At 59.0% G+C, this 24312-nt stretch carries 24 protein-coding genes; 7 read left to right on the top strand and 17 right to left on the bottom strand.

Going from position 1 to position 24312, the window contains the following annotated elements:
- Window positions 1-4: 4 nt before the first annotated feature.
- The 5 genes from lptA to V5B39_RS01950 form a co-directional block, all read right to left on the bottom strand.
- On the bottom strand, window positions 5-622 hold the full coding sequence (lptA, locus tag V5B39_RS01970; RefSeq protein WP_332341030.1) for a lipopolysaccharide transport periplasmic protein LptA: 618 nt from the start codon (window positions 620-622) through the stop codon (window positions 5-7).
- Window positions 619-1212, bottom strand: coding sequence for an LPS export ABC transporter periplasmic protein LptC (lptC, locus tag V5B39_RS01965; RefSeq protein ID WP_332341029.1), 594 nt, complete (start codon window positions 1210-1212; stop codon window positions 619-621). Before lptC ends, lptA begins: the two co-directional genes overlap by 4 nt.
- Window positions 1209-1763, bottom strand: a complete 555-nt coding sequence (locus tag V5B39_RS01960; protein WP_332341026.1) for a KdsC family phosphatase — start codon at window positions 1761-1763, stop codon at window positions 1209-1211. The genes lptC and V5B39_RS01960 overlap by 4 nt, the downstream gene beginning before the upstream one ends.
- Window positions 1763-2746, bottom strand: coding sequence for a KpsF/GutQ family sugar-phosphate isomerase (locus V5B39_RS01955; RefSeq protein WP_332341024.1), 984 nt, complete (start codon window positions 2744-2746; stop codon window positions 1763-1765). Before V5B39_RS01955 ends, V5B39_RS01960 begins: the two co-directional genes overlap by 1 nt.
- 216 nt (window positions 2747-2962) lie before the next feature.
- Window positions 2963-3670 (bottom strand): prepilin-type N-terminal cleavage/methylation domain-containing protein, encoded by a 708-nt coding sequence (locus tag V5B39_RS01950; RefSeq protein WP_332341022.1) that lies wholly within the window; start codon window positions 3668-3670, stop codon window positions 2963-2965.
- A 191-nt stretch (window positions 3671-3861) separates the two neighbouring features.
- On the opposite strand from V5B39_RS01950, the gene V5B39_RS01945 reads away from it, so the two are divergent.
- Window positions 3862-5577 carry a sensor histidine kinase gene (locus V5B39_RS01945; protein WP_332341021.1) on the top strand — a complete coding sequence of 572 codons (1716 nt, stop codon included), beginning with the start codon at window positions 3862-3864 and terminating at the stop codon, window positions 5575-5577.
- On the opposite strand, the gene V5B39_RS01940 is transcribed toward V5B39_RS01945, so the two are convergent.
- The 12 genes from V5B39_RS01940 to V5B39_RS01885 form a co-directional block, all read right to left on the bottom strand.
- Window positions 5574-6866, bottom strand: a complete 1293-nt coding sequence (locus V5B39_RS01940) for an adenylate/guanylate cyclase domain-containing protein (RefSeq protein ID WP_332341020.1) — start codon at window positions 6864-6866, stop codon at window positions 5574-5576. The two genes, V5B39_RS01945 and V5B39_RS01940, sit on opposite strands and share 4 nt — an antisense overlap.
- Window positions 6866-7603, bottom strand: a complete 738-nt coding sequence (locus tag V5B39_RS01935) for a type II secretion system protein (RefSeq protein WP_332341019.1) — start codon at window positions 7601-7603, stop codon at window positions 6866-6868. Before V5B39_RS01935 ends, V5B39_RS01940 begins: the two co-directional genes overlap by 1 nt.
- A gap of 106 nt (window positions 7604-7709) precedes the next feature.
- A complete protein-coding gene (locus V5B39_RS01930; RefSeq protein ID WP_332341017.1) occupies window positions 7710-8681 on the bottom strand; it encodes a hypothetical protein in 972 nt (323 codons plus the stop codon).
- Window positions 8682-8773: 92 nt separating this feature from the next.
- Window positions 8774-9232, bottom strand: a complete 459-nt coding sequence (locus V5B39_RS01925) for a hypothetical protein (protein ID WP_332341015.1) — start codon at window positions 9230-9232, stop codon at window positions 8774-8776.
- Window positions 9233-9251: 19 nt separating this feature from the next.
- A complete protein-coding gene (locus V5B39_RS01920) occupies window positions 9252-9818 on the bottom strand; it encodes a hypothetical protein (protein WP_332341013.1) in 567 nt (188 codons plus the stop codon).
- A gap of 35 nt (window positions 9819-9853) precedes the next feature.
- Window positions 9854-11317 (bottom strand): hypothetical protein, encoded by a 1464-nt coding sequence (locus V5B39_RS01915; RefSeq protein ID WP_332341012.1) that lies wholly within the window; start codon window positions 11315-11317, stop codon window positions 9854-9856.
- Window positions 11318-11387: 70 nt separating this feature from the next.
- Entirely contained in the window at window positions 11388-12590 is a 1203-nt protein-coding gene (locus V5B39_RS01910; RefSeq protein ID WP_332341011.1) for a type II secretion system F family protein, read from the bottom strand.
- Between the two features lie 5 nt (window positions 12591-12595).
- Window positions 12596-14314, bottom strand: a complete 1719-nt coding sequence (locus V5B39_RS01905) for a GspE/PulE family protein (protein ID WP_332341010.1) — start codon at window positions 14312-14314, stop codon at window positions 12596-12598.
- A gap of 51 nt (window positions 14315-14365) precedes the next feature.
- Entirely contained in the window at window positions 14366-15607 is a 1242-nt protein-coding gene (locus tag V5B39_RS01900) for a tetratricopeptide repeat protein (protein WP_332341009.1), read from the bottom strand.
- Entirely contained in the window at window positions 15604-17421 is a 1818-nt protein-coding gene (locus tag V5B39_RS01895) for a type II secretion system protein GspD (protein WP_332341008.1), read from the bottom strand. Before V5B39_RS01895 ends, V5B39_RS01900 begins: the two co-directional genes overlap by 4 nt.
- 109 nt (window positions 17422-17530) lie before the next feature.
- Window positions 17531-18919, bottom strand: a complete 1389-nt coding sequence (locus tag V5B39_RS01890) for an ExeA family protein (RefSeq protein WP_332341006.1) — start codon at window positions 18917-18919, stop codon at window positions 17531-17533.
- Window positions 18919-20376, bottom strand: coding sequence for a sigma-54-dependent transcriptional regulator (locus V5B39_RS01885; protein WP_332341005.1), 1458 nt, complete (start codon window positions 20374-20376; stop codon window positions 18919-18921). Before V5B39_RS01885 ends, V5B39_RS01890 begins: the two co-directional genes overlap by 1 nt.
- 128 nt (window positions 20377-20504) lie before the next feature.
- On the opposite strand from V5B39_RS01885, the gene V5B39_RS01880 reads away from it, so the two are divergent.
- From V5B39_RS01880 to V5B39_RS01855, 6 genes are read left to right on the top strand one after another with little or no spacing between them, the layout of a single operon-like run.
- Complete coding sequence (locus tag V5B39_RS01880) at window positions 20505-21323, top strand: ABC transporter ATP-binding protein (RefSeq protein ID WP_332341004.1); 819 nt, start codon at window positions 20505-20507, stop codon at window positions 21321-21323.
- Window positions 21310-22122, top strand: coding sequence for a lipid asymmetry maintenance ABC transporter permease subunit MlaE (mlaE, locus tag V5B39_RS01875; protein ID WP_332341002.1), 813 nt, complete (start codon window positions 21310-21312; stop codon window positions 22120-22122). The genes V5B39_RS01880 and mlaE overlap by 14 nt, the downstream gene beginning before the upstream one ends.
- Window positions 22122-22592 (top strand): outer membrane lipid asymmetry maintenance protein MlaD, encoded by a 471-nt coding sequence (gene mlaD, locus V5B39_RS01870; RefSeq protein ID WP_034930291.1) that lies wholly within the window; start codon window positions 22122-22124, stop codon window positions 22590-22592. Before mlaE ends, mlaD begins: the two co-directional genes overlap by 1 nt.
- A gap of 16 nt (window positions 22593-22608) precedes the next feature.
- Window positions 22609-23340 (top strand): MlaA family lipoprotein, encoded by a 732-nt coding sequence (locus V5B39_RS01865; RefSeq protein ID WP_332340998.1) that lies wholly within the window; start codon window positions 22609-22611, stop codon window positions 23338-23340.
- Between the two features lie 57 nt (window positions 23341-23397).
- Window positions 23398-24012, top strand: a complete 615-nt coding sequence (locus V5B39_RS01860; RefSeq protein WP_332340997.1) for an MlaC/ttg2D family ABC transporter substrate-binding protein — start codon at window positions 23398-23400, stop codon at window positions 24010-24012.
- Window positions 24009-24302, top strand: coding sequence for an STAS domain-containing protein (locus tag V5B39_RS01855; protein ID WP_332340996.1), 294 nt, complete (start codon window positions 24009-24011; stop codon window positions 24300-24302). The genes V5B39_RS01860 and V5B39_RS01855 overlap by 4 nt, the downstream gene beginning before the upstream one ends.
- Window positions 24303-24312 lie beyond the last annotated feature (10 nt).

Here is a 24312-nt window from a genome sequence, read left to right as displayed (position 1 = left end):
CGATTCAATCGGCTCTGGGGCTGATTTTTGCTGCGGGCTTGAGGGTCAGGGAGTCACTCTTTTTATCGGCGGGCGCAGGGTCCGCGTTTTTGGCCTTTGGCTGGATGATCGCGCGCACGCGTGCCTGCCCTGCACCAGTAGCACTCTTGTTGATGCCACCCGTCGTGGTAACCAGGAATTTTTCATTCAGCGCATCATAGGAAATGTACGCTCCCTTGACCTCGTCAAGGCCATTGCGGATCCAGGCGCGAACAAAGAACTGCGTGGTCTCGCTGCGTGCGTCGTGTTCGATACGCTCGGCTTCGCCTTCAGTAAATTCGTCGACGCCCTCCCGCTTCTGCCTGAAATGCGCAAGGCCGTTGGCACCACCAGTCGCAACGGCTTTCTGGAAACCATCGGCGTCTTGGGTAACCACCAGGCGGCTGGTACGAAGTTCCATGGTGCCCTGAATCAGGACCGCATTACCCTCGAGAATCTTGACGTTCTTGATGTCATCGATGCTCAGACGATCGCCTTCAAGATGAATCGGCTTGTCGCGATCCGCACGCTCAGCTTGCGCCGGCAGTGAAAGGGCGAACAGCAGGAGGCTGGTGGCGCAAGCACAGCCATGGATCTTCTTCATCTCTGGGCTTTCTTTCTGGAAAAATGGCTTTCAATTTGTCCGGTGACGGCGGATTCCAGCAGGTAAGTCCGCAACTTGTTGTCTACCTGCATGCCGACCCCCTGTACCCAGGAGTTGGTCTGGGTGATCAGCACCCGGCTCTTGGTGAAAGCCTTTTCCTCCTCGGTCAACACCGTCAGCTCGGACATCGTGGCCACCAATTGCCCTTCTTGGGCAGTCGCGGCACGGTGTATCTCAACCTGGTCCCAGAGATCGACCCGCTGGGCTTGCGAGTTCGCCTGCCCATGCCCTGATCTGATGATGACTGGCGGTTGCTTGGGATCCAGGTAAATCAGTGTCGGTTTGAGCAGGTGGATCGTATCATCGTCAGGATAGTGACGGATCTCGTCTGTGGTCAGAGTGTACAGCAGGTTTCCCGAAGCATCGAGCTTGCGCCCCAGCACACCACTGATGATGTAGTCGGGATCGTGACGACTCTTGCCGTCATTGCGCACTTCCGGGAATTCAGTAACGTAGCGCAGCCAGGCAGTCAGAACGACCAGAACGAGCAAAATACTCAGTGGCAGCAGTGCGCTACTCCACTTTTTCATCGGCTGGTCATCACCGTCAGATACGGTGCCAGCGTCGCTGCCAGCTTGCCTTGTGCATCAAGAATAAACTCGCAGGCCTCGCGTACCGCACCGCGGCCGCCGTGACGCTCGGTGATGAGCGTAGCATAGCGCTGTACCAGCGCATGGCCATCGCCCGGTGTGGCAGAGAAAGCACAGGCGGTCATCACCGGCAGGTCGGGTATGTCATCGCCCATGTAACCGGCATCATCAGTCCCGAGACCGAGTTCGGCGAGTAGCGAATGCATGACTTCGAGTTTGTTGTCAACTGCCTGATAAAGGTACTGGATGCCCAGGTCCTGCGCTCGCAGCTCGACGCAACGGGCACGCCGGCCGGTGATGATGGCAACCGTGATGCCGGCCTGCTGCAGCATTTTCAGACCAAACCCGTCAAGCGTGTTGAACGCCTTGATCTCGATACCGGCGTCGCTGTAGAACAACGAGCCGTCGCTGAGCACCCCGTCGACGTCAAAAGCCATCAGTTTGAGCTGGCGCGCACGCACCCTGGCATGGTCGTCGAGGAGGCCTGACATCAGATCACCTTGGCCCTGAAAAGGTCATGCATATTGAGTGCGCCGGCGAGAATGCCCCTGTCGTCGACTACTGGCAACTGGTTGATCTGGTGTTGCTCCATCATCTCGACGGCCTCCACCGCGAGCTGGTCGGGAGCGATCGTGCGCGGCTCTCGCCGCATGATGTCGCCTATCGACAGGGTGCGCAGGTCCTGCTGACCGGCGAAAGCGCGCCGCAGGTCACCGTCGGTAAAGATGCCGATCACCCGTCGATCAGGGGTCAGCACGGTGGTCATGCCGATCCCTCCGCGCGACATCTCACGAATGGCATCCGGCAGGCTGGTCTCTGCAAGAACGGCCGGAATGGCCGGCCCGACACGCATCACATCGCGCACATGCGTCAGTAGCCGACGACCAAGCGAGCCCCCAGGATGCGAACGGGCAAAATCTTCTGGGCCAAAACCACGCGAATCGAGCAGGGCGACCGCCAGCGCGTCGCCGAGTGCGAGGGCAGCGGTGGTACTGGCAGTTGGCGCAAGATTGAGTGGGCAGGCTTCCTGAGCAACCGCGGCATCCAGGTGCACATCGGCCTCGATCGCCAGTGATGACTGCGCATTGCCCGTCATGCTGATCAGCTTGGCACCCTGGCGCTTGATGCTCGGCACGATGGTCAGCAACTCGGCGCTCTCGCCGGAATTGGAAAGCGCAATCAGCACATCGTCGCGGGTAATCATCCCGAGGTCGCCATGGCTGGCCTCCGCCGGATGAACAAAAAAGGCGGGCGTGCCGGTACTGGCCAGAGTCGAAGCGATCTTGCGTCCGACATGACCGGATTTGCCCATGCCGCTGACAATGACTCGACCATGGCAATTGAGAATCAGCCGCAGCGCTTGCATGAAGCCGCCGTCGATGCGGTCGACCAGCGCGAGTACGGCATCGGCTTCTATACGCAGGACCTGGCGGGCCAGATCGAGCGCTTTCGGAGAAGGCAGTATTGGGCTCATGGGGAGGCAGCACTGATCATGGCAGAAGTATAGCAGAAGCCCCCTGAGCACTCATCCCGCGCCGGCAGCCTTGCGCTCGCGGCACCCTTGCCGGCAATAGCGGGAGACAGGGAGACGCTGTCAAGCAATGGATCTTGGCCTGTTGCAGGAAGGGGTGAGCGAGCCCGCCGCTGGCGGGTTGTTGTTTATTCCGGGGGAAGAAGGCTTGGCTACTGCTCAAAAGGCGGCGCAGACCGTGTACGAGGTCCCTTCCTGAATGTCGATGGTTTTGACCGCCGCGCTGCCACGGGCAGCACCATTCGCTACGGCCTGAAGCGATCCGCCAGCGGTATTACCGTCATCCATGGTGGTATCGATCTGTTTGACGTGACGGCCGAGGATGCCGGCTGAGCAAATAAAGAACGACCCTCGCATGTCCTTGATGTACGGCGCAGCCACTCCGCCGTTGCTCTCGATACCGATGAAACCGCCATCGGTATTACGTGGCCGGTAGTCCGTGGAGTTAAGATCCGTAGGGCCTGTGGCCAGGTTGGCCAAGCGAACGTGCTGCCACAAGACGACGCTTTCCTCGGTCGCAGCCCCCTTGCCATCGGCGCCACCGGCATCCCAGGCGCCTTCGACGCGGCCGTTGTTCTGTCTGCATTTACCATCCGCCGCCGGGGTACATGCGTTCGCCAGGTTGGCACCAAAAGCATTATCCAGTTGCGTCTGATTCTGGTCGCCCGGGAATGACTTGAAGCGATCCTGGTAAGCATAGACCAAAGCCGAAACGGTGCGAAAGTCATTGACAAAATTCTTGACCTTGGCACTGTTGATCAACTCCTGTCCTTTCAGCACCCCACCGAGCAGCAGGCCGATGATGACGAGTACAATGGCAACCTCTACGAGGGTAAAGCCCGACTGCAGCTTGTTCGGCTGGTTCATGTCATTCTCCGGTGACTGTCGAATATGGTGGTGGATTCAAAGCACGTTTCGTGCCCGGACTCGTACCGGGAAAATCCCGCTGATTTGCCGGTCAAGGTCTTCGGACCTGTCGGCATTTCGACACCCTTGACCAGAGTTGGACTGGCCATGGGCCTGCGAACCGGGCTACGGGTAGTCGACCAGGACGCTGCATGACCCTGCTGCAGCGCGTTGCTAGCGCTTTGCGCCAGCGCCAGCGCTGGCTGTTGGTTTCCTTGCTGGGGGTGTTGCACCTGGCGCTGGTCTCCGGGGCCGATACAACGATTGGTTTGCTATGCTGGCTGGTCAATGTCGGACTGTTCATTCTCTGGCAACCGTTCACTTACGCAGAACGCAATGTCGATTTGATCGGGCTGGCGGTGCTCACCCTGGTACTTGGCTGTGGCGTCGCCTGGTATGGCTGGTGGCTGCTGATCGTCTGGGTGGTCATGCTGGCCGCATTGGTTGGCGGACGGGTCATGTTCATCGATCATCGACCGACCCGTATTTTCTATCTGATCGCCTTTGCCTACCTGTTGGCCGCGCTGCTGCTCTGGCTGGTACCCCAGGTAGTACCGCATGCCGCTCTGACCGGCCCGTCACTGGATCGCGAATTTGCCTGGGGAATGCCGGCGTGCTTTCTGGTGATGCTGCTGTTGCCACTCTCGCAGGAAAGCGACCGACCCGGCGGCGGGATGATCGACCTGTTCTACAGCCTGTTCATTTTCCTGCTGATTGCCGTCCTAATTCTGGGTAGTCTGGCTTTCATGCTGCTGCGCCAGTCAGGGTATCTCGAAGCGGTACTCAACGCGCTGATCTCGATCGCCTTGCTGCTGCTGCTGATTGGCTGGGCCTGGAACACCCGTCCCGGATTTACCGGTTTTGACGTCTTTTTCTCTCGCTATCTGCTGACCATCGGCCTGCCGTTTGAAACATGGTTACATCGCCTGACGATGCTGGCCGGCAGCGAAAGCGAGCCGGAACAGTTCCTGTCACAGGCGCTCGCGGAGATGCTCGATCTACCGTGGGTCGATGGCGGGAGCTGGGTTGCCGGAGCACGCAGCGGCGCCTTCGGCAGGGAGTCGCGGTTCCGTCAGGATTTTCCTGGACAACCCCTGCAACTGACCCTGCATACTCGTCATAAGCTGAGTCCGGCGCTGGTCTGGCATTTTCATCTGCTGGCGCAACTCGCCAATGAGCACTACATCGCCAAGTTGCGCGCTCGCGAATTGCAGCAGGTGAGCTATCTGCGCGCGATTCATGAAACTGGTGCTCGCCTGACGCATGATGTCAAGAATCTGCTGCAATCGCTGAGCAACTTATGTTACCTGGCGCAGACGATGAACGGCGAGCAGGGCGAACGGCTCGATCGCTTGCTGCAGCGCCAGTTGCCGCAAATCACGCAACGCCTGCAGCAAACCCTGAGCAAACTCCAGAAGCCACAAACCGATGCGGGTGGCCTCCTGCCGGTGGCGGCGTGGTGGCAGCTCCAGCAACAGCGTTACGCCACAACGCCGGTCACTTTCGTCGCAGTCGATCTGAACTCCGATGCCCTGCTGCCGGTGGCGCTTTTTGACAGCGTCGCCGACAACCTATTGCAGAACGCACTCCTCAAGGCACAAGTGGACAGCGACTTGCAGGTGTGCGTCTCCATCACCGCTGATGCCTCGGTACTACGTATCTGCGATACCGGCAGCGCGCTTGACCCCCTTATCCTGGGCGACCTGCTGCGCGCGCCCGTAGCCTCCGAGAGCGGTCTTGGGGTCGGGCTTTATCATGCGGCTCGGCAGGCGGAAAGCTGCGGCTACGAGTTACGACTGGCCAGCAATGTCCCTGGCCAGGTGTGCTTCGAGTTGCGGAGGCTGCCGCCGGACGGGCCAGCCGCCTAACGGGCATGATCAGCGCTGCCGGCGGTTCGGCGGCCGATCAGGTGATGGACGACCATGTTCCCTTTGCCTTTCAGAAAGATCGTCCGGGGTTCCTGAAAATTGAAACTCCGCTGTAGGCGCCGGTAGGTTCGCTCATCGACCTGAACCATGCCGGGAATGCCCTCGGTAGTCACTCGGCTGGCGATGTTCACTGTGTCACCCCAGAGGTCATAAATGAATTTCTTCTTGCCGACGACACCGGCGACCACCGGGCCCGTGCCGATGCCGATGCGCAGTTCGAGGTGCATCTCGTTAATGCTGAAGTCATGATGAAGCAGGCTGCACATTTCCAGTGCCATATCGGCCAGCGCCTCGGTCGAATTCTTGCTTGCGCCGTCGAGGCCGGAGGCGACCATGTAGGCATCGCCAATGGTCTTGATCTTCTCGAGGCCATACTTTTCGGCAAGTTCGTCAAAACAGGAGAAGATTTTGTTCAACATGGCAAAAACTTGTTGGGGGGTCAGCCCTTCGGCAACGCGCGTGAAGCTCACGATGTCGGCAAACATCACCGAGACTTCGGAAAAGCCATCCGCAATCGTCTGGTTGCCGTTTTTCAAGCGCTTGGCGATCGGTGCGGGAAGAATGTTCAGGAGCAGTCGTTCAGAGCGCTCCTGTTCGCTTTGCAGCAGCCGATGGGCCTCCTGCAGACGTTGCTGGGCCTGGTGCTTCTGGGAGTCTGCGTAGCGCAGCAGCACATAGACAATGGCCGATACGGCCGCAAAATTGAGGGCAAAGAAGAATGCAGTGGTCTGCGGCGGCACTGGGTGTTGCGCCATGCTCAGCGAGTCCGCGAGATAGTAGTCGAAGCCACCGGAGAGCACGGTGAGAAAAACATAGGCAAAAAACCAGACCCCGGACTCTCTCGGGCCGATGAACAGCACTGCGCCGATCGGTGCCAGCAAAGCCCAGAGACTGATGCCGCTGGCGGTGATGAAACTGCCAATGCTCCATTGTGCGATAAAGGGCGTGAACAGGAACAAGGATAGCTGGATCCAGCGAAAGGCATTGAAGTTGAGCGTTTTCAGGTAAACGAGAAGATTGCCGACGAGCAGCAACTGCAGGGCAAAAGACAGGTTGGACGGAAATCGGGGTCCGAGCTGCCAGTACAGAAAGAGCCACACAACCGAGGCCAGACAGATCAGACCGGTCGCAAAAAACAACAGGGACTTCTGCAGACGTTGTTCTTCGTTGTCGGTATCGGTGATGCCGGCGTTGCGCAACCGGTCGAGGAAGCTTCTTGCGCTCGACATCAAGGCAGTTTGCCGGCAGTGATCATGCGGTTGAAGAGCACGCCGGGGGCAATCCACACGACTTCATCGTCGTAAGTGACCGTCGGTGCCGCCCGTTTGACAAACTCCTTGGCAACGGAGCCGTCTGACCACACGCCTGCAGGCGTGATCAAGACCCGGTTTTCGAGTTCATCGGCATCGCTCCCTTCAGGTAATTGCGCTCCTTCGGCCGTGTAAGCCCCGTTGCCATTCTTGCCGTGGGAGATCACGATGGTTGGTACGACGGTGGCGACAGCGACGCCACCGGCTGTGGACAAGACCTTGATGTCGCCGCTGGACGAGAGGTTGAATGGGAGGAGGGGAGGGGCGTTGCTGAATTCCGGGGTCACCCGGTAGCTGTAGCGCCGTCCCCAGGCGTCCTTTTCTGCGACCGCCAGGGTTGCCCATGGCAATACCCCGGCTGGATGGATGCAGCTACCCGCATTGCGAGCCCCTTCAAGTCCGGCATTCGGACTCCCACTGGCGATGGTTGGTATCGCCGGACAGGGAAAGTAACCTTTGACGGCGGCAAAACCCAGCAACGCCTCACGGATCTCGGCCATGGCTGCCCTGGTATCATTGCTGTTGCGTGCGTCGATCTGCGACGACAGGGGCACCAGTAGCCCGCCGATCAGGATCGAGGTGATAACCAGCACGACGGCCAGTTCGGTCAGGGTGAAGCCCTGGCTTGTCGGAGCCTGGAAGGACGGATTCTTCATGCAGGCACCTGATGGGCTGGATCGCGTAAATTCAGAAAGATGACCCTCCCGTCCGGAGAGAAACCATCCCGGAGCGATTTGCCGTGGCCATGGCTGGCGAGAGCGTTCATGGGCAAGGCGAACCTGAGCAGGGCAGAACGTTCAGGGTATTGCTGCTGCCGACTATTCCGATCCTCGCCGAGTTGGGACTCAATCGCTGATAGGTGAGCAAGGGCAGCCAGCCATTGGTGCCCAGCCATGCGAGGGAGTTTGGCAATACGAGATCATTGTTGGGCAGTTTGCCAACAGTCGTATCGACATCGCCCAATCCATCGCCATCCTTGTCAGCCCAGGGAAAAGTGGCATGGTCGGCATGGTAACGGCGCAAGGCGTAGTTCGGCGGCCCGGCCGGGTTATCTGCAGGGCCGCGCACTTCTCCAAGAACTCGCTGATTGACAGCGCGAAAGAGGTCGCCACGACTGATGGACAATACCCGGTCGTTGAAGGTCGGTGAAAGCGGCCCGGAAACGAAGGCGTAATCGCCGTCGTTGTTGCTGCCGTCCAGGTAGTCTGCGACAGCGTTGCCCGGTCGGCCATTCTGGTCAGCGAGTGGCACACCAGGGGAGAATAGGATGGCTGCGATGTCTGACATACCGTCGAGCTTGAGTTCCGGTAGCGTCTGGGAATTGATCGGTTGCGCGGAATCGTCGTCGCGCAATGCGGGCGCGAGGGCATACCAGAGGCGCTCGCCAGCCTGGTCGCGCAGATCGCTCACCCGCAGTGTTTTCCAGGGCAGGCGACCAATGTACGAAGGACAGTGATTGCCTATCAGGAGGGGGGATACGCCGGTCTCGTCGATCGCAGGGCAGGGTAAGCTGCCAGGACGGTTCTGGTCGGTGGCGGCGCGTCCGATCAGGGCGTATTTCGCCTCCGTCAGCGCAGCCTCGGCATTGCGTTTACCTGCCATCTCGAGTTGAAGCGCGTTGAGCTGGCCGACGAATAGATACAGCCCCCAAAGAGTCAGCAGGGTCAGCAGCGCCAGCAGCGCGATGCCACTCTGGCGCCGCTGACCGACCCTGGCGTGGTGTTCTGGACGCATGGATCTCACCCTCATCGACGATCGCCATCCGGTCAATGTTCGGAACCTTGTCGCCAGTCGGCGCAACGTTTCAAGGTTTCAAGTTTCAAGGTCTACTTCGTCGCTCTTGAGCCAGATTGAACACGTACCTGACCGCCGTTCAGCAGGTCATTTGCTTCGCCGGTATCACGGTTCACCGTCTCACCGACACGCGCCCTGGTGACCGGAGAAGCACCGGATCGAACCACCACCCTTCCAGGGTTCCCGCGCTGCGTGGTCACGGTCAGGTCGTTGCCGGTCTCATCTTCATGCTGTGGGTTGCCGTTGATCCAGACCGTGCGCTTGCCGCTGCTACGAGTGACGATGCCGTTAACCGTGAGCGTCGAATCAGTCGCAATCTGTGGTTCGTCGAGGGTGTTCATCTCTCGACGCTGGTCGAGTTGCTGACGCCGTTCGGGAGTGAAGAACAAACGACCGACGGCCTCTTCGGCAACTGCTGTCGGGTCTGCCAACAACCAGCCAAGCAGCCCGACCACGCGGGCTTTCCTGGCCATGAGCAAGAACCGGGTCATGGATGGTTTCCCCCTTTTCCTACTTCGGGCTCACTTTGTGCAGCGTCAACCAGTCGATTTCACAGTGGGCGAGAAGGTTTTCTCGCCCACCAGCACGCTCATCGGCGTTTGTCGGCCGGCGCTCGATGGTACAGGCTTTGATCAGGATCAGCGCCTTCGCCTGACTGCGCAAATCGCCGAGCAGCCGTAGGAGATCCTCTTCATGGAGCAATTTCACCTGCAATTTCATGGTACTGCTGGCAAAGGAAAAATCACCGGCCACGTTGCCGTCGAGCAAGCGTTGTGGTGCGATCTCATATTGCAGATCAAGCAGGCGACGTTTGTCACGAATCTCCTTGAGCAATTCCACCCAGTCCAGGCGCTGCTCATCGCCAATCATGCCTCGCGCCTGCAGCTGGTTGAAAAGGATTGATTTCTGCTTGATCTCGTTTTCCTCGTCGCGCACCCTTTTGAGCTTGCCGTCCGCCTCGTCGTACTGTGTCCTGGCGACCTGCCTAGCCAATTGGGCGCTGTCTCGGGTGTGATGCGAGAGATACAGCACCGACCCTGCAGCGGCAAACATCGAGACGGTGGCCAGAATGCTCACCCGCAACTTGCGAAGGTCGGCGAAGTTGATCTTCATCAGTCGATCGCCCTGCGGATCTGCAGCTTGAACACGCGCGGCTGCAGGTCGTCGACCGCCGCATCACCCCCTTTGAGCGATTTCCCAGACGCAACGTCAAAAGGCTGTTGCAACACCTCGACCTGCAGTTTTGGATGGTGCTTCAGGGTGTCGACCAGCCTGTTGAATACCGCCAGTATCTGCCTTGGATGGCTGTCAGGACCTGGTCGCAGAGTACCGCGCACAACGGCAAGCTCGCTATCGACAGGCGGTGTGTTCTGTGCTCCTGCCGTAGCAGCCTCCCGTGACTCCGGCGCAGCCACTTTCCACTCGATACTGTCGAGTTCGACCGAACTGTCGCCCTGCAGGGCGTGACTGATGTCACGCAACAAATAAGCGGGCGAGGTATTGCCTTTTTCCAATTCGACATAGCGGTCGATGACTCGGCGCAAGGTCTCGGTGCTCGTTGGGATTGCTGGAAAAGTCCTGATCATGTGATCGTAACGCTGACGGGCCAGCGCAGTTTCCGCGTGAATCATTTCGGCTTCCCGGCTGAGTCGGTAGGCCTCGTAGAACTGTTTACCGGACCATAGCAGACAGCCGAGCAGCACGACTGCGCCCATATTCCTGAGGAGCAAGCGGATCAGCCAGAGATGGTAGTGATGGCGCTGCTGGGCGCTGGCAAACTGGGTGCGCGGTGGGTCTGTGGCCAGCAGATGGAGAACGAGGGTCTCGCAACGGGTGTCCGCCGGCGGTGTCTTGAGATGGCAGAGGCGCGCGCAGTCCTCGATGTCAAGGATCACGAACGACAAGGTTTCGCTGTTCACACAACGACTCTCGACGGCTGTTCTGGCATTCGTGTGCACCAGAAGATAGGCGCGGATCGGTTGCTGACGACCCAGGAGGCGCTGGCTAACAAGATACTGTTGCAGCTTGCGCGCTTCACTCGAAAATGTCTGCGCAATGCCGTCCATGCTGTCGTTTGGTAGGTGGCTGAAGCGGCTGAAATGCAGTTCGCCCTTTTCCACATAGGTCTGCCGGATGCTCTGGTCCTGAATTGTCAGCAACAAGCAGCGCTCGTCTACGACACCGAGCTTCCTGAGCAGCAATGGACTTAACAAGGGGAGCGAATAAATACCGGCGAGGGCTGTCTCGGCGCCGGCCAGGGCCGTCAGCCAGGGAGTGAAAGTTTCGTTATTGGTGAGTGCGGCGAGCAGGATGCGCTCGTTCCTGCGCCGTGATTTTTCGTGTCCGAGCGAGACCGAGGTCGTCAGGGAAGCATTGAAGAACTGTTGCCCGAGCTTGCGCGTGATGATCGAGCGGCGATCTTCACCTCGCAGGAAAGGGATCGTTTCAATATGGAAACCTTCTTCCGAGACGTTGGCCAGAAGGGTAAAAATGCTTTTAGAATGATTCCCGAGATAGTGGGTGAATTCTAGCTTGCCTGCTTCAGTCGCTTCGAAGACGCCTTCTCTGGTCAACATCCCGGCTCGCCAGTTAAAGACCGTCAGCTGATGCGGACTGAGGTAGATGAGGCGGCGGGCGTGCATGACGTCAGGCCTTGAGCTTGCTGATCACATCGTAGACGGGTCCGAGAACCGACAGCATGATCCACCCGAGCAGGCTGCCCATCACCAATGTCAGCAGTGGTTCAATCACCTGCTGTAGTTTCTGGACCGATTCCCTGACGTCCCGGTTATAGAAATAACTGACATTCAGCAGCGCCTCATCAAGCGCGCCGGTACTTTCGCCAACGCGCAGCATCCTGATCACCAGTGGTGGGAAGAAACCGATACTACGAAAAGCGGCTGTCACGTTCTGTCCCTCACCGATCAGTTGTTCGACGCGCTCCAGACCCTGACGAATGACCAGGTTGCCGACGATGTCCTGCGTCGTTCGGATCGAATCCAGAATCGGGATCCCGGATGCATAGAGCAGGGCAAAAGTATTGGCGAAACGGGAGAGGACGATCTTGCGCTGGATGTCGCCAAACAGTGGTAGCCCCAGCTTCAGGACATCCAAACGGAAACGTGCCAAGGGATTGCTGTACAGCAGAATCCGCAGCCCGACTCCAGTCAGTGCCAGCAGCAACAGTAGCAGGTACCAATAGGCAACCATCAGATCGGAAATGAAGAAGAGGATCTGCGTCTGCAAGGGCAGGACTTGCCCCATGCTCTTCACAAAAATCTTGAGCTGCGGAACCAGGTAGACCATCAGGAAAAAAGTGGCTGCCAGCACTGTCATGGCAACAAATGCCGGGTAGGCGATGATCTTCTTCGTTTGCGAGGCGAGCTCATCTTCCCATTTCAGCGATTCGTCGAGACTCTGCAGGACTTCCGGCAAGCGGCCGGTGGCTTCGCCAGCACGAATCAGGCTGACAAAGACTTTGTTGAAGACGCGCGGATGACTGTCCATACCTTGCGAAAGAGTCTGGCCCCCTTCGATCGATTCGATCAGGCTGGCCACCACTTCGCGAAAGCGTGGGTGCTCAAGACTGTCGCGCAGATCGGTCAGGCCGTCGAGGATGGGCACACCGGCGCGCACCAGTTGCTGCAGATGGAAGCAGAAGTGGATGAGCTCCCGGCGCGGCACCCTGCCACGATCAAGCAGGCTGCGGTTGCTGACCGGCTCGCCGTTGACCAGGTCAAGCTCCATGCGTCGCAGTCGCATCTCCAGGTCCACGAGGTTGATGGCGTCAATCCTGCCCAAGACCATGCGCCCCTCTGGACTGACCGCCTTGTAGGTGTAGAGGGGCATGGCGGCTACATCCGGTCGGTCAGGTCGACGACGCGACCGACTTCTTCGAGGGAGGTGGAGCCGTCGAGAACGCGGCGCAGGCCGTCGTCGGCAAGGGTGACAAAACCCTGGCGATCGGCGAGTTGCCGCATTTCGCGAAGCGTACTGCGACGAGAGATCAGTTCGTCCATGTCACCGGTAATCCGCAGCAATTCCATGATCGCCAGGCGTCCACGATAACCCTGGAACTCACAGCGCTCACACCCGCCTGGCCGGTAGATGACCGGCCGCGGTGCCTCGGCCGGGCTGCCCAGCAGGCGAGTCTCATGCGCTTCCGGCTGGTAGGGAATCTTGCAGTGCACACAGAGACGCCGTACCAGCCGTTGTGCGACGATACCAATGATGTTGCCGGCCATGATGTCCGGCAGGATGCCGATATCCAGCAGGCGCGGAATGGCACCCAGGGCAGAATTGGTGTGCAGCGTCGAGTACACCTGGTGACCGGTCATCGCTGCACGCAGCGCCATCTCCGCGGTGTCGGCGTCACGTACCTCGCCAACCAGGATGATGTCCGGATCCTGGCGCATCATCGAGCGGATTCCGTTGGCGAAATCGAGCTTCATCGAGTCGGCAGCGGAGGTTTGCCGGACCAGGGTCATCGGGTATTCGACAGGATCTTCGAGAGTCATGATGTTGACCCCCTCGGAGTTGATGTGACTGAGCACCGAATAGAGCGTTGTCGTCTTGCCGCTGCCGGTTGGCCCGGTCACGAAAACGATTCCTTCTGGACGGGCGATCATCAGTTTGAGCAGGTTGAGTTGCGTCTCGGCAAGACCCAGCCCTGCGAGCGGTACGATCCCCTTCTGGCGGTCGAGAATACGCAGAACGATGTTCTCGCCGTGAATCGTCGGTTGTACCGAAGCCCGAAAATCCACCTGTCGACCACGCATGTTGAGCGAGATGCGCCCGTCCTGGGGCGCACGCGTTTCAGCAATGTTCATTCCCGACAGCACCTTGATACGCACCGCCATGGCCGGCCAGTAGGTCTTGTGCAGCGAGCGAATCTGCCGCAGCATGCCGTCGATTCGGTAACGGATGCGCAGAAAGCTTGCTTCCGGCTCGAAATGGATGTCGGAAGAGTCTCGTTTGACGGCGTCAGTCAGGATCGAGTCAATCAGGCGGACGACCGGCTGGCTGTATTCGTCAGCGGAGGACTGCAGGCTACGAAAGTCGATCTCGCCGGTTTCGATTTCGTGCAGGATGCCGTCGATCGACAGTTCATGACCATAGCACTGATCGATGCTGCGATCGATTTCGGTTTCACCGGCGAGCAGGGTGTCGATCACGATTTCATCGCCGGTCAGGCTACGGATCCTGTCCAGGGCAACGATGTCGTTGATGTCGGCAATGGCGACCGTCAGACGCAGATTCTCGGCATCGTAGTCGAGTGGCAGCACATGATGACGCTTGGCGAGGTCGCGCGGGACCAGTCTCAGTGCCGAAGGATCGATGATCGCATTCGACAAATCGATACTTTGCTTGCCCAGGCTTTCAGAGAGCGCGTCGCGCAGGGTCGCTTCGGAAACGAAGCCGAGTGCGACCAGGAGCTTCCCGATCGGGTGATTCGACTTCAATTGCTCCAGCAAAGCGATCCGCAGCTGATCTTCACTGAGGATGCCCTTGCTGATCAGGATCTGACCCAGCGGCCGCAAAGGCGAATGATCGGCGGGAGAATGCAGGTTCATGAGCGGCTTGACCGGCAACTCAGACGAATGGATCGCGGCGCGTGGACAGGATCACGGTTGCAATTCAAGGATGCGTTGTTCGGCGGCCTGCCGGTCGAAGGTGCCATGTCGTGTTGCTGCGGCACTCAGCGCCATCCGGTAGTACTGTGCCGCCAGCTTGCTCTGTCGAAGATGGTCAAGGCTGACCGCGACATTGAAGATGTAGTCGGCGTTATCGGGGTCCGCCGCATAGGCTTGAAAATAGGCCTGCTGTGCGTCGCGCCAACGACCCTGCCGGGCATACAGGTTGCCCAGTGCATAATGCAGTGCAGCCGAGTCCGGCTGACTGGCAAGCAGGGTCTTCAAACGGCTTTCGGATGAACCCGTGTCGTTCTGCCCGCGCAGGTTGATCAGTGCCGCCTGCGCAGTGGCATCGCCGGGGTCGGACTCGAGTACCCGCAGGAACAAGTCCTGCGCACGCTCGAACTGGCTGCGGCGAATGGCGATCGCTGCCAGACCGAGAAGCGCATCGGGATTCCTGGCGTCGCTACGCAGCACTTCCTCGTAGCCGCTCTGTGCGTCGTCAAGCTTGTCCGCCTGCCACGCTTCGTAGGCCTGGTTCAGCGTCTGGTTGTGTATCGCTCGCTTGTTGCCGGAACGGAAAACACCCGCTGCTTCGCCTGGCAGCGAACTCGCGGCGCCTCCGCGCAGCCGCTCCGGACGCACTGCGCGGAGGCCCGGGGCCGGCGCTGGCGCTGGCGCTGGCGCTGCGCGTGGCGATTCGACGGCAATTGCCGGCAGGGCCAGGGGCGTCTCGGCCGCCACCTGTAGCCGCACTCCAGGCGACTGGGCTGGCAGCGGGCTTGCTGGCAGAGTGGTGACCATCGGTCTGACCAGCGAGCCACCTGAGAGGGTCTGCAATTGCCACCAGAAGTAGCCGCCGATGGCCAGCATCGCGATACCGCCGAATCCGAGGAAAAACCATAGGGCTGTGCGCGACCTCGGGACTTGCTTGACGGCAAACACATTTCCTGCCGCGATCCGTGCCGCGGTATCGCCACGATCGAGGTCGGTCGGCGGTAGTCCCGACAGAGGTCTGCCGGGCGGCGTTACCGTGGCTTCGGTGGCTGGAGCCGGGGCGTCTGTATCGAGAGATCTGGAGAGCGGCGGCGGCATCCGTCTCTGGGGACTCGGCGCGGGCGTCTCCAGCGGGTCGAGACGCAGTTCAAGCGGGTCACCGCCGCTGGTTGGGCCGGCAGCAGCCTGCCGTTTGGCCTCCTCGGCGCGACGCAGTGCATCCATCAGCAGGCTCACTGCAGCGGCTCCGGAGGTTGCTCAGGTGACGAGAAGGGGCGATAGACCTGGTCGTTCCTGAAGAAATCCCGGTTCGGCAGGGACTCCCTGAAGCTGCTGAAATCGCCTTCGATGGAAGCGTCCCTGATCACCGTCGGGCGCAGGAGCACGACGAGTTCCGATTTGGCCGAGGAGTTCGAGCGGGTATTGAATACTTCGCCAAGAAAGGGGATATCCCCAAAGCCTGGCAGGCGACCATCGCGGTTATCAAGCCGATCTTCCATTAGGCCGCCGAGGACCGCGATGTCGCCACTTTCGACACGCATCATCGACTCGATCTCGCGCATGCGAATCTGTGGCACCAGGTTTTTGATGTTGTTCCTGGCAAGTTCCGGATTGGGATCCTGCTTCAGTTCGGCGATACTCGAAATCGAGGGCCGTACGCTCAGGGTGACGGTACCGTTATCACTGATCTGCGCGGTCAGGCTCATGAAAAACCCGATCGAAACGGATTGTGGCGTCGTCGTCGTGGTCACGGTGGCGTTGGTGTTGGTGTTGCCGGGAACGACGTCCTGCTTGACGTTGAAGTAGACGAAATCCTCGGAAACCTTGAGCGTTGCTGTCTGGTTGTTGAGCACCGCAAGCTTGGGACTGGAGAGCACCTTGACAGTACCGAAAGCACGTAACAACTCCACGGTTGTCAGCAGATTCAGCGGGTTGATCTGTCGGTACTTGATGACGTACGGTGTCACGGCACTGGGCACATTGGTCGTCAGCGTCGGCTTGCTGATGCTGTAGTCGGTGCCACTGGTCAGGCGACTCCACTCGATGCCTTGTTGGTAGCCATCGCTCAACGTGACTTCGATGATCGTCGCTTCGATCAGCACCTGCCTTCTCGCGCCACTCATGACCCGATCGAGGAACTCCTGCACTTTTTCGTGTTGCCTGGCAGTGGCTCTGACAGTGATCACCCCGCCTTCCGGATTGGCGATCACAGACGCAGCTTCGCGGAAGGTCATGCGCTTGACGACAGAGGCCCCAGTGTTTTGTAGCGTGGCGGGATTCGGACTGCCGGCCAGGGACTGCGCCATCTGGCTCACCACACGCGCTGCGGTGCTCGTCGGGGCTGGCGTACCGGTGCCGGTCGTAGTCTGCGCCGCAGTTTGTTCGGTGACTGTCTCGGTCGACCCTTCCGGAAAAATCTTGTCGGTTTCGTGCAGCAGTTCTTTCAGGTTCTTCTCGAGAGTTTCCCAAAAGCGGTTTCTCGACTTGTTGTCGATCTGGATGCGCGAGGTGTTGCCGGTGCTGGCAGCTCCACCGCCGCCGGCTGTTAGCGAGCTGGTCGAAATCTGTGTGCTGGTCGATACGGTTCCCGTGACATCGCGGGCAAGGTTGACGTAGTCAATCTTGTAGTTCTTGAGGTAGGGAGAGTCGGGCATTACCACCAGGTTCGGGCCTTCCATCTCGAAGCGCATGTCGACCTGTTTGGCAATGCGGGTGAGCAATTGTGGCAGCGTCTGGTCAATGGCGTTGAGGGTTACCAGCCCGGTGAGCCCAGGATGAATGTCTACGTTCAGCCTGGCGTCACGGGCGAGTGCAAAGAGCAGGTCATGGACCCGGACGTTATTGACGACGACGCTGTAGGTTTCAGTTTTGCCGATGATTCTGGGTTTCGGTAGCAAGACACTTTGCTGAACGGGCTGGGGAATTGCCCCCTGGACTTTTGGCACACTGGCTGCCTGCAGATGTCCGGTAGATGGCCCCTTGCTCAGCGTGCTCGGCGTGCAGGCACAAAGCAGCATGGCCAGAGAAATGACACCAAAAATGCGTTGCATGTGCAGATTTTTCAGGGACACGCTCAAGCTTGATCCAGTCAAAGGGTAGTTTATGATACCATGCCGAAAATTCCATGCAAGCACATGATTTTTATTACATAAGTGATAATTATCCGGGCCTTCGGCGGGGTGGCGAGCGTAGTTTGGCGACCGCCCGTACATAGGGCTTGCTTTCCGGACTGACTTCTCCAAGCGTCGCCAGCGCAGCATTCGCCTGCTCGCGGGAAGGGTAGTCGCCGTAAATGACGCTGAGTCTTTCTTTACCGCCGAACCGTGAACGATAAACCCGAACCTGCCGCAAATCGAGGGTGCTCGTGTGGTTAACGATGAAATCCGCAACTTCCCGCTGGCTACCGGCGTCGGTCATCAACAGTTGAATGAAATAATGGCTGTCCGGGGTCTGCGCCAGCCAGTTTTCGGTTGCGGCAATTCGCTCGGCAAGTGCGGCCAGTTTGGCGGTACCGGGCGTTGCCGTCCTTGGGAACGTCAGCTCAGGCACCACGACTGTGGACGGGGCCGAGGTTTCGCCCTCCCGCGGCGTCGCCGCTGCCAAAAGCGTCGCCTTGCTCGCCGTCGCTGTCGGCAAGCCGCTGGCATGGTTGCTGCTGGCCAGGTAGGTTAGTCCGCCGAGCGCACAGAGGGCGGTGCTGGCGCCCACCCACAGCCAGCGCACACGCCCTGGGCCAGCGATGCGCTTGAACTGGACGTCGCGAATCGCTGCCCGGACCTGTCTGCCTTCGATCTGGTGCACTCCTTCGGAAAATGCAGCCAGCAGGGCTTTGTCGGCGAGGATGTTGATGCGCCGGGTCAGACCCTCGGAGGCCCGGCTGATCAATTGGATGGCGTGCCGGGTAAACAGATCCGGGCCATGATAGCCGGCAGCACGCAGACGGAACATCAGATAGACGGCGACGTCATTGCGGTGCAACGGTTCGAGCCTGAAGTGGTGGGTAATACGGTCGTTGAGCTGGCGCAGGGCGGGATCAGCGAGGCGCTGATCCAATTCAGGTTGACCGAAGAGCACGATCTGTAGCAGCTTGTGCCGGCTCGATTCAAGGTTGGAAAGCAGGCGAACTGCTTCGAGTGCAGCCAGTGGCATGGCATGCGCCTCATCGATCAGGGCGACGACCTGGCGACCGTCCGCGTAGATTTCCAGCAGACGCTCCTGCAGGGACCGCAGCAGCAAATGACCATGCCCTTGCTGTAGCGGAATCCGCAATTCCTCGGCGATGGCGCAAAGGATCTCGGCATGTGACAGCAAGGGGTTGGCCAGATAGATTGTTTCGACCCGGCCCGAAAGTTTTTCCAGCAGCATCCGGCAGAGCATCGTTTTACCGCTACCGACCTCGCCGCTGACCTTGACGATACCTTCGTCGTGGGTGATCGCGTAGATCAGCGCCTCGAGCGTAGCGCCCCGTCTGGCTCCTGCGAAAAAAAACTCGGTGTGCGGTGTAATCCGGAAAGGCGCCTGCTGCAGTCCGAAATGGTCCAGGTACATCACTGCTCCCGCGCCGAGGATTCCATGCGATTGTAGAGCGTCGTGCGGTGCATGCCGAGCAGACGTGCCGCCTGACTGACATTCCCGTGCGCCAGCTTCAGCGCCGCCTCAATGTAGCCACGTTCGGTGGCATCGAGCAGCCGATCGAGGTTGAAGGGAATTCTTTGCCGCAAGCGATGCGTTGCCGCAGCGATGATCGCATCGCTGGTCGCTGCATCCGTCCCGTCTGGCGAACTCACTGCGACCTCCTGTGGCTCGTCGGGCAGATCAAGTTCTGCGGCCAGCGCGGCGGTATCGACGATCTGTCCCGAGTGCCGGGTGGTCAAGCGGATGACAATGTTGCGTAACTCGCGAACGTTGCCGGGAAAACTGTAGCTGCACCACAAATCTGTCGCTTCCACCGAGAGGCTGAATGGCTGCTGCTCTGTTTGTGCTGCGTAGAGTTTTCTGAAGTGGTCGAGAAGGACGAGCCTGTCCTCACCCATCTCGCGCAAGGGCGGTGCGACGATTGAACAAACCGACAGCCGATGGTAGAGATCAGCCCGAAAGTTGCCTGCCTTGACCTCCTTGCGCAGGTCGCGGTTGGTGGCGGCGATGATGCGTGCCCGGCTGAAGCGCTTCTGGGTTTCGCCAACGCGTTGGTACTCGCCGTTTTCCAATACTCGCAGCAGCTTGGCCTGGAGGTCGAGTGCCAGTTCGCCAATCTCGTCGAGGAATAGCGTGCCGTCGGCAGCATCTTCGAAATAACCGGCCTTCATCGTTACCGCACCGGTAAAAGCGCCTCTGGCGTAGCCAAACAAGGTCGCTTCAACCAGGTTGGGCGAGATCGCTGCGCAATTGATCGCCAGGAATGGCCGGTCGCGGCGCCTGGTATGGTAATGCAGACAGCTCGAGGCAATGACCTCCTTGCCGCTGCCTGATTCCCCCTCGATCAGTACCGGAAACTGTAGGTCACTATACTGCAGGAGTTGCAACCGCAGTTTTTGTATGGCCGGGCTGTTGCCGAGCAACGACGAGGTGCCTTCGTTGTGCTCGTCGTCTACCCTGCTAAACGTCAGCGCACCCGTGAGCACTTGCTGCAAGTCGCCGGGGCTGCACGGTTTGGCAACAAAATCAACAGCACCGAGAGTACGCGCGTGACGCGCATTGCCCTCGTCACTTTGTCCGGAGAGGACCACGATGCGGATCTTGGGGGCGACCTTGAGCAGGTCTGCAATCAGCGAAAAACCCTCATCCGGACGGTGCGGCACGGGCGGCAAGCCGAGGTCAACCAGCGCCAACTCCGGCGTTTTGCGCAATTGTCGAAGCAGTTGCAGGCAATGCGGGCGGGCATGGCTGGTGATCACTTCAAAAAACGGACTCAGCGAAAAGCTCAAAGTGTCACAGATCAGCGCATCATCATCGATGATGAGCAACAAGGGCTTTTCGGGCAGCGAGTTTCCTGAGAGGGCGAGCATGCAAGGCTTGTGGTCATGGCAGAAAGGGCCTGACGGACATTATTCCAAAATTATATTGGCGGCAAGTATTTCACGATGCGGTGCAAGGGGGTCAGGTATAATCCGCGCTTTGTCCTGAGTACGACGCTGTGACTGCTGATCATCTTGTCGAGATCAGGGATCTCGACTTTGCCTACGAGGATCGACTGATCCTCGACGGTATCAGTCTACAGATCCCGCGCGGCAAGGTTGTGGCCATCATGGGTGGTTCGGGTTGTGGCAAGACGACTCTGTTGCGGCTGATCGGCGGACAACTCCGGCCGAGCCGCGGCGAGGTGGTGGTCGATGGCCAAGCGGTGCAGCGCCTGCACAATGACGAACTCTATGCCTTGCGTCGGCGGATGGGAATGCTTTTCCAGTTTGGCGCACTGTTTACCGACATCTCGGTGTTTGACAACGTCGCCTACCAAATGCGGGAACACACCAACCTGCCCGAAGAATTGATCCGTGACATGGTATTGATGAAACTCAATGCCGTTGGCCTGCGCGGCGCGCATCATCTGATGCCTGCGGAACTTTCCGGCGGTATGGCCAGACGAGTCGCGCTGGCGCGGGCGATTGCGCTTGATCCGATGTTGATCATGTATGATGAACCTTTCGCTGGTCTTGATCCGATTTCACTGGGCGTCATCGGGCACCTGATCCGCAGTCTCAATGATGCATTGGGTGCCACGACCATCATGGTCACCCATGACATCCAGGAGTCCTTGCTGATCGTCGATTTCATTTATTTCATGTCCGAAGGAAAAGTCGTCGCACTCGGAACGCCGGACGAGATTCGTGCGTCGAAGCATCCCTTTGTCCATCAGTTTGTTTTCGCCGAAGCGGACGGACCGGTGCCTTTCCACTATCCGGCGGCTCCGCTCAACCAGGAACTGCTCGGGAAAGGTGCGTATGCGCGGTCATAGGCTGGGTCCAAGTGCGATCGTGGCAGTGCTGACCCGTCTTGGTCACCATGTCAATGCTGCACTGCAGCGACTGGGTTTTGCGGCACGTTTTTTCGTCATGCTGCTGCTCTGGTCCAGCCAGTCTTTCCGACGCCTGCACCTGACGATTCGGGAAGTCTATTATGCCGGTTTCCAGTCGCTGTTGATCATCATGGTCTCCGGACTGTTCATCGGCATGGTGCTGGGCATGCAGGGCTACGAAACCCTGCAGCGCTACGGTTCGGCTGACGCCCTCGGAGTGCTGGTCGCGCTGTCGCTGGTGCGGGAACTTGGCCCGGTGGTGGCTGCCTTATTGTTTGCTTCACGAGCCGGTTCGTCGATCACGGCCGAAATCGGGCTGATGAAAGCGACCGAGCAACTCACCGCCATGGACATGATGGCGGTCAATCCGATTGCCCGTGTCGTTGCCCCGCGTTTCTGGGGCGGTGTGATCTCGATGCCCTTGTTGGCGGCGCTTTTTTCGGCCACCGGAGTGTTCGGCGGCTATCTGATCGGAGTCGTCTTCATCGGCGTCGACGAAGGCGCATTCTGGTCGCAGATGCAGGCATCGGTTGATTTTCGCTATGACATCTGGAGCGGCATCGTCAAAAGCTTCGTTTTCGGCATCGCCGTTTCGCTGATTGCTGTTTTCGAGGGTTACGATGCGCAACCCACTGCCGAAGGCGTTTCAAGCTCGATCAAGGGCACCGTCGTCAAGTCGGCATTGGCGATCCTGTCACTCGACTTTGTGTTGACTTCGTTCATGTTCCGGGAGGCTTGATGAGTCGCAAGTTGCTCGACCTGTGGGTCGGTATTTTTGTTGCCATGGGCTTTGCTTCGTTGCTGTTCCTGGCGCTGAAGGTTGGCAATCTGGCAGCCGCCAATTTTTCCGAGACTTACCCTTTGACCGCCAAATTTGTCAACATCGGTGGACTGAAAGTACGGGCCCCCGTCAAGAGTGCTGGTGTGGTCGTCGGGCGTGTGGCGGATATCCGTTTTGACCCGGAGACTTATGAAGCGGTGGTGACCATCAACATTGACGGCCGCTATCATTTTCCGAAGGATACCTTTGCCTTGATCCTGACCGCCGGCCTGCTTGGCGAACAATATATCGGACTCGATCCGGGCGGAGATGCGGCGATGCTGAAGGCCGGCGAGGTGATCGCCAAGACGCAGTCGGCGGTGGTGCTGGAAAAGCTGATCAGTCAGTTCATGTTCAACAAGGCGTCCGAAGGACCGGTCGAGAAATAGAATGAAGGGGAAATCAGTGAAACCATACCTTCCAATGCGCGTGTCCGGTCTGGCCTGCGCGGCAGTGATGCTTGCTGCAAGCGGCTGTGCGACGACCGCAAACAATCCCAAGGACCCTTTTGAGGGTTTCAACCGTGCCATGTTCGCCGTCAACGAAGGCCTCGACGTGGTGGTCAAGCCGGTTGCCCAAGGCTATGACTACGTCGCTCCGCTACCGGTGAAGGTGCTTGTCGGGAACTTCTTCGGCAATCTCTGGGATGTCTGGACAGCGGTGAACAATCTGCTGCAGGGCAAGGGTGAACAAGCCGTTTCCGATGCCGGCCGGGTGTTGGTCAACAGCACCATCGGTATGGGCGGCGCTTTCGACGTGGCTGCCGAGATAGGTCTGGTCAAGCACTCGGAAGACTTCGGACAAACTCTTGGCAAATGGGGAGTGGCCGATGGCCCTTACTTTTACTGGCCACTGATCGGACCACGAACGACACGTGATACCTTCGGCTGGATGGTCGACACCTTTCTGTTTTACGATCCGGTGTGGCATCTCGATGACATCCCATTGCGTAACAGCCTGCTGGCAACACGCTATATCCACTTGCGGGCAAGCCTGCTGCCAACCGACAAGGTGGTCGAAGAAGCCGCTTTCGACAAATACGACTACATCAGGAATGCCTATCTGCAACATCGCCGCAGCGAGATCTTCGATGGAGAACTGCCGCGCGAGGTTCCTGAGGATCAATCATTACGCTAGGCTGATACCCGCCTTCACCAGAGTCCCCGCAAAGTCCCGATCTCCCAGGAAATATCCATGAAACTGATATTGTCGATGCTGTTTGCCCTGTTGGTCATGCTGGCACCCGCCACTGCGCAGGAACTGGCTCCGGACGCCATGGTTCGACAGGTTACCGAGGATGTATTGACCGTCGTCCGTCAGGACAAGGACATCCAGAGCGGCAATACCCGGAAGGCGATCGATCTGGTCGAAACCAAGGTGCTCCCGTATTTCAACTTCCAGCGAATGACCGCGCTGGCTGTTGGACGTGACTGGAACAAGGCGACGCTGGAACAGAAGAAGATCCTCACGGAAGAATTCAGGACGTTGTTGGTGCGCACCTACTCGAACGCGCTGACCTCCTACAAGAACCAGACGGTCGTCTATAAGCCCAGCAAAATTCCGGAAGGAGAGACCAATGTGGTGGTCAGGACCGAAGTCGTCCAGCCCGGCAGCAAGCCGGTCCAGCTCGATTACGCGCTCGAAAAACAAGGTAATGGCTGGAAGGTTTACGACGTCATTGTCGCGGGTGTCAGCTTGGTTACCAATTATCGCGATACCTTCAAGCAGGAAGTAAACAACACCGGTATCGACGGCCTGATCACCCTGCTCGGCAATCGCAACAAGCAACTCGCAGCCGGCAAGAAATGATCGAGCATGCTGGCGACAGCCTGCGCGTGACTGCGCCAATGGTCATCGTCAACGCGCGCTCATTGCTGGAAGCAGGGCGTCATTGCTTGCGCTCAGGCCGCTTGAGCGAGCGGGTGGTGCTCGACCTCGTGGACGTTTCCGAGGTGGATTCCTCGGCTCTGAGTGTTGTTCTTGCCTGGCTGCGCACTGCTGCCGAGCACGGCATCAGCCTGCGGATGGCGAATCCGCCGGCCAATCTGATCAGTCTGGCAACCCTCTACGGCGTCGCCGAACTGTTACCGCTCGCCTGAGCGGACGTAC

The sequence above is a fragment of the Accumulibacter sp. genome, from assembly GCF_036625275.1.
In the GTDB taxonomy this organism is placed as follows: Bacteria; Pseudomonadota; Gammaproteobacteria; order Burkholderiales; family Rhodocyclaceae; genus Accumulibacter.
The sequence above is the reverse complement of the archived record's forward strand: the minus strand, read 5'-3'. Positions and strand labels throughout refer to the sequence as shown.

Bases quoted from the DNA above. Each gene is read 5' to 3' on its own strand.
- V5B39_RS01930 (WP_332341017.1), bottom strand. From the start codon at position 8,681: ATGCGTCCAGAACACCACGCCAGGGTCGGTCAGCGGCGCCAGAGTGGC.
- mlaE (WP_332341002.1), top strand. From the start codon at position 21,310: ATGCGCGGTCATAGGCTGGGTCCAAGTGCGATCGTGGCAGTGCTGACC.
- lptC (WP_332341029.1), bottom strand. From the start codon at position 1,212: ATGAAAAAGTGGAGTAGCGCACTGCTGCCACTGAGTATTTTGCTCGTT.
- mlaD (WP_034930291.1), top strand. From the start codon at position 22,122: ATGAGTCGCAAGTTGCTCGACCTGTGGGTCGGTATTTTTGTTGCCATG.
- V5B39_RS01960 (WP_332341026.1), bottom strand. From the start codon at position 1,763: ATGTCAGGCCTCCTCGACGACCATGCCAGGGTGCGTGCGCGCCAGCTC.
- V5B39_RS01860 (WP_332340997.1), top strand. From the start codon at position 23,398: ATGAAACTGATATTGTCGATGCTGTTTGCCCTGTTGGTCATGCTGGCA.
- V5B39_RS01945 (WP_332341021.1), top strand. From the start codon at position 3,862: ATGACCCTGCTGCAGCGCGTTGCTAGCGCTTTGCGCCAGCGCCAGCGC.
- V5B39_RS01855 (WP_332340996.1), top strand. From the start codon at position 24,009: ATGATCGAGCATGCTGGCGACAGCCTGCGCGTGACTGCGCCAATGGTC.
- V5B39_RS01910 (WP_332341011.1), bottom strand. From the start codon at position 12,590: ATGCCCCTCTACACCTACAAGGCGGTCAGTCCAGAGGGGCGCATGGTC.
- V5B39_RS01925 (WP_332341015.1), bottom strand. From the start codon at position 9,232: ATGACCCGGTTCTTGCTCATGGCCAGGAAAGCCCGCGTGGTCGGGCTG.
- V5B39_RS01890 (WP_332341006.1), bottom strand. From the start codon at position 18,919: ATGTACCTGGACCATTTCGGACTGCAGCAGGCGCCTTTCCGGATTACA.
- V5B39_RS01895 (WP_332341008.1), bottom strand. From the start codon at position 17,421: ATGCAACGCATTTTTGGTGTCATTTCTCTGGCCATGCTGCTTTGTGCC.
- V5B39_RS01940 (WP_332341020.1), bottom strand. From the start codon at position 6,866: ATGTCGAGCGCAAGAAGCTTCCTCGACCGGTTGCGCAACGCCGGCATC.
- lptA (WP_332341030.1), bottom strand. From the start codon at position 622: ATGAAGAAGATCCATGGCTGTGCTTGCGCCACCAGCCTCCTGCTGTTC.
- V5B39_RS01955 (WP_332341024.1), bottom strand. From the start codon at position 2,746: ATGAGCCCAATACTGCCTTCTCCGAAAGCGCTCGATCTGGCCCGCCAG.
- V5B39_RS01935 (WP_332341019.1), bottom strand. From the start codon at position 7,603: ATGAAGAATCCGTCCTTCCAGGCTCCGACAAGCCAGGGCTTCACCCTG.
- V5B39_RS01915 (WP_332341012.1), bottom strand. From the start codon at position 11,317: ATGTTGACCAGAGAAGGCGTCTTCGAAGCGACTGAAGCAGGCAAGCTA.
- V5B39_RS01885 (WP_332341005.1), bottom strand. From the start codon at position 20,376: ATGCTCGCCCTCTCAGGAAACTCGCTGCCCGAAAAGCCCTTGTTGCTC.
- V5B39_RS01905 (WP_332341010.1), bottom strand. From the start codon at position 14,314: ATGAACCTGCATTCTCCCGCCGATCATTCGCCTTTGCGGCCGCTGGGT.
- V5B39_RS01950 (WP_332341022.1), bottom strand. From the start codon at position 3,670: ATGAACCAGCCGAACAAGCTGCAGTCGGGCTTTACCCTCGTAGAGGTT.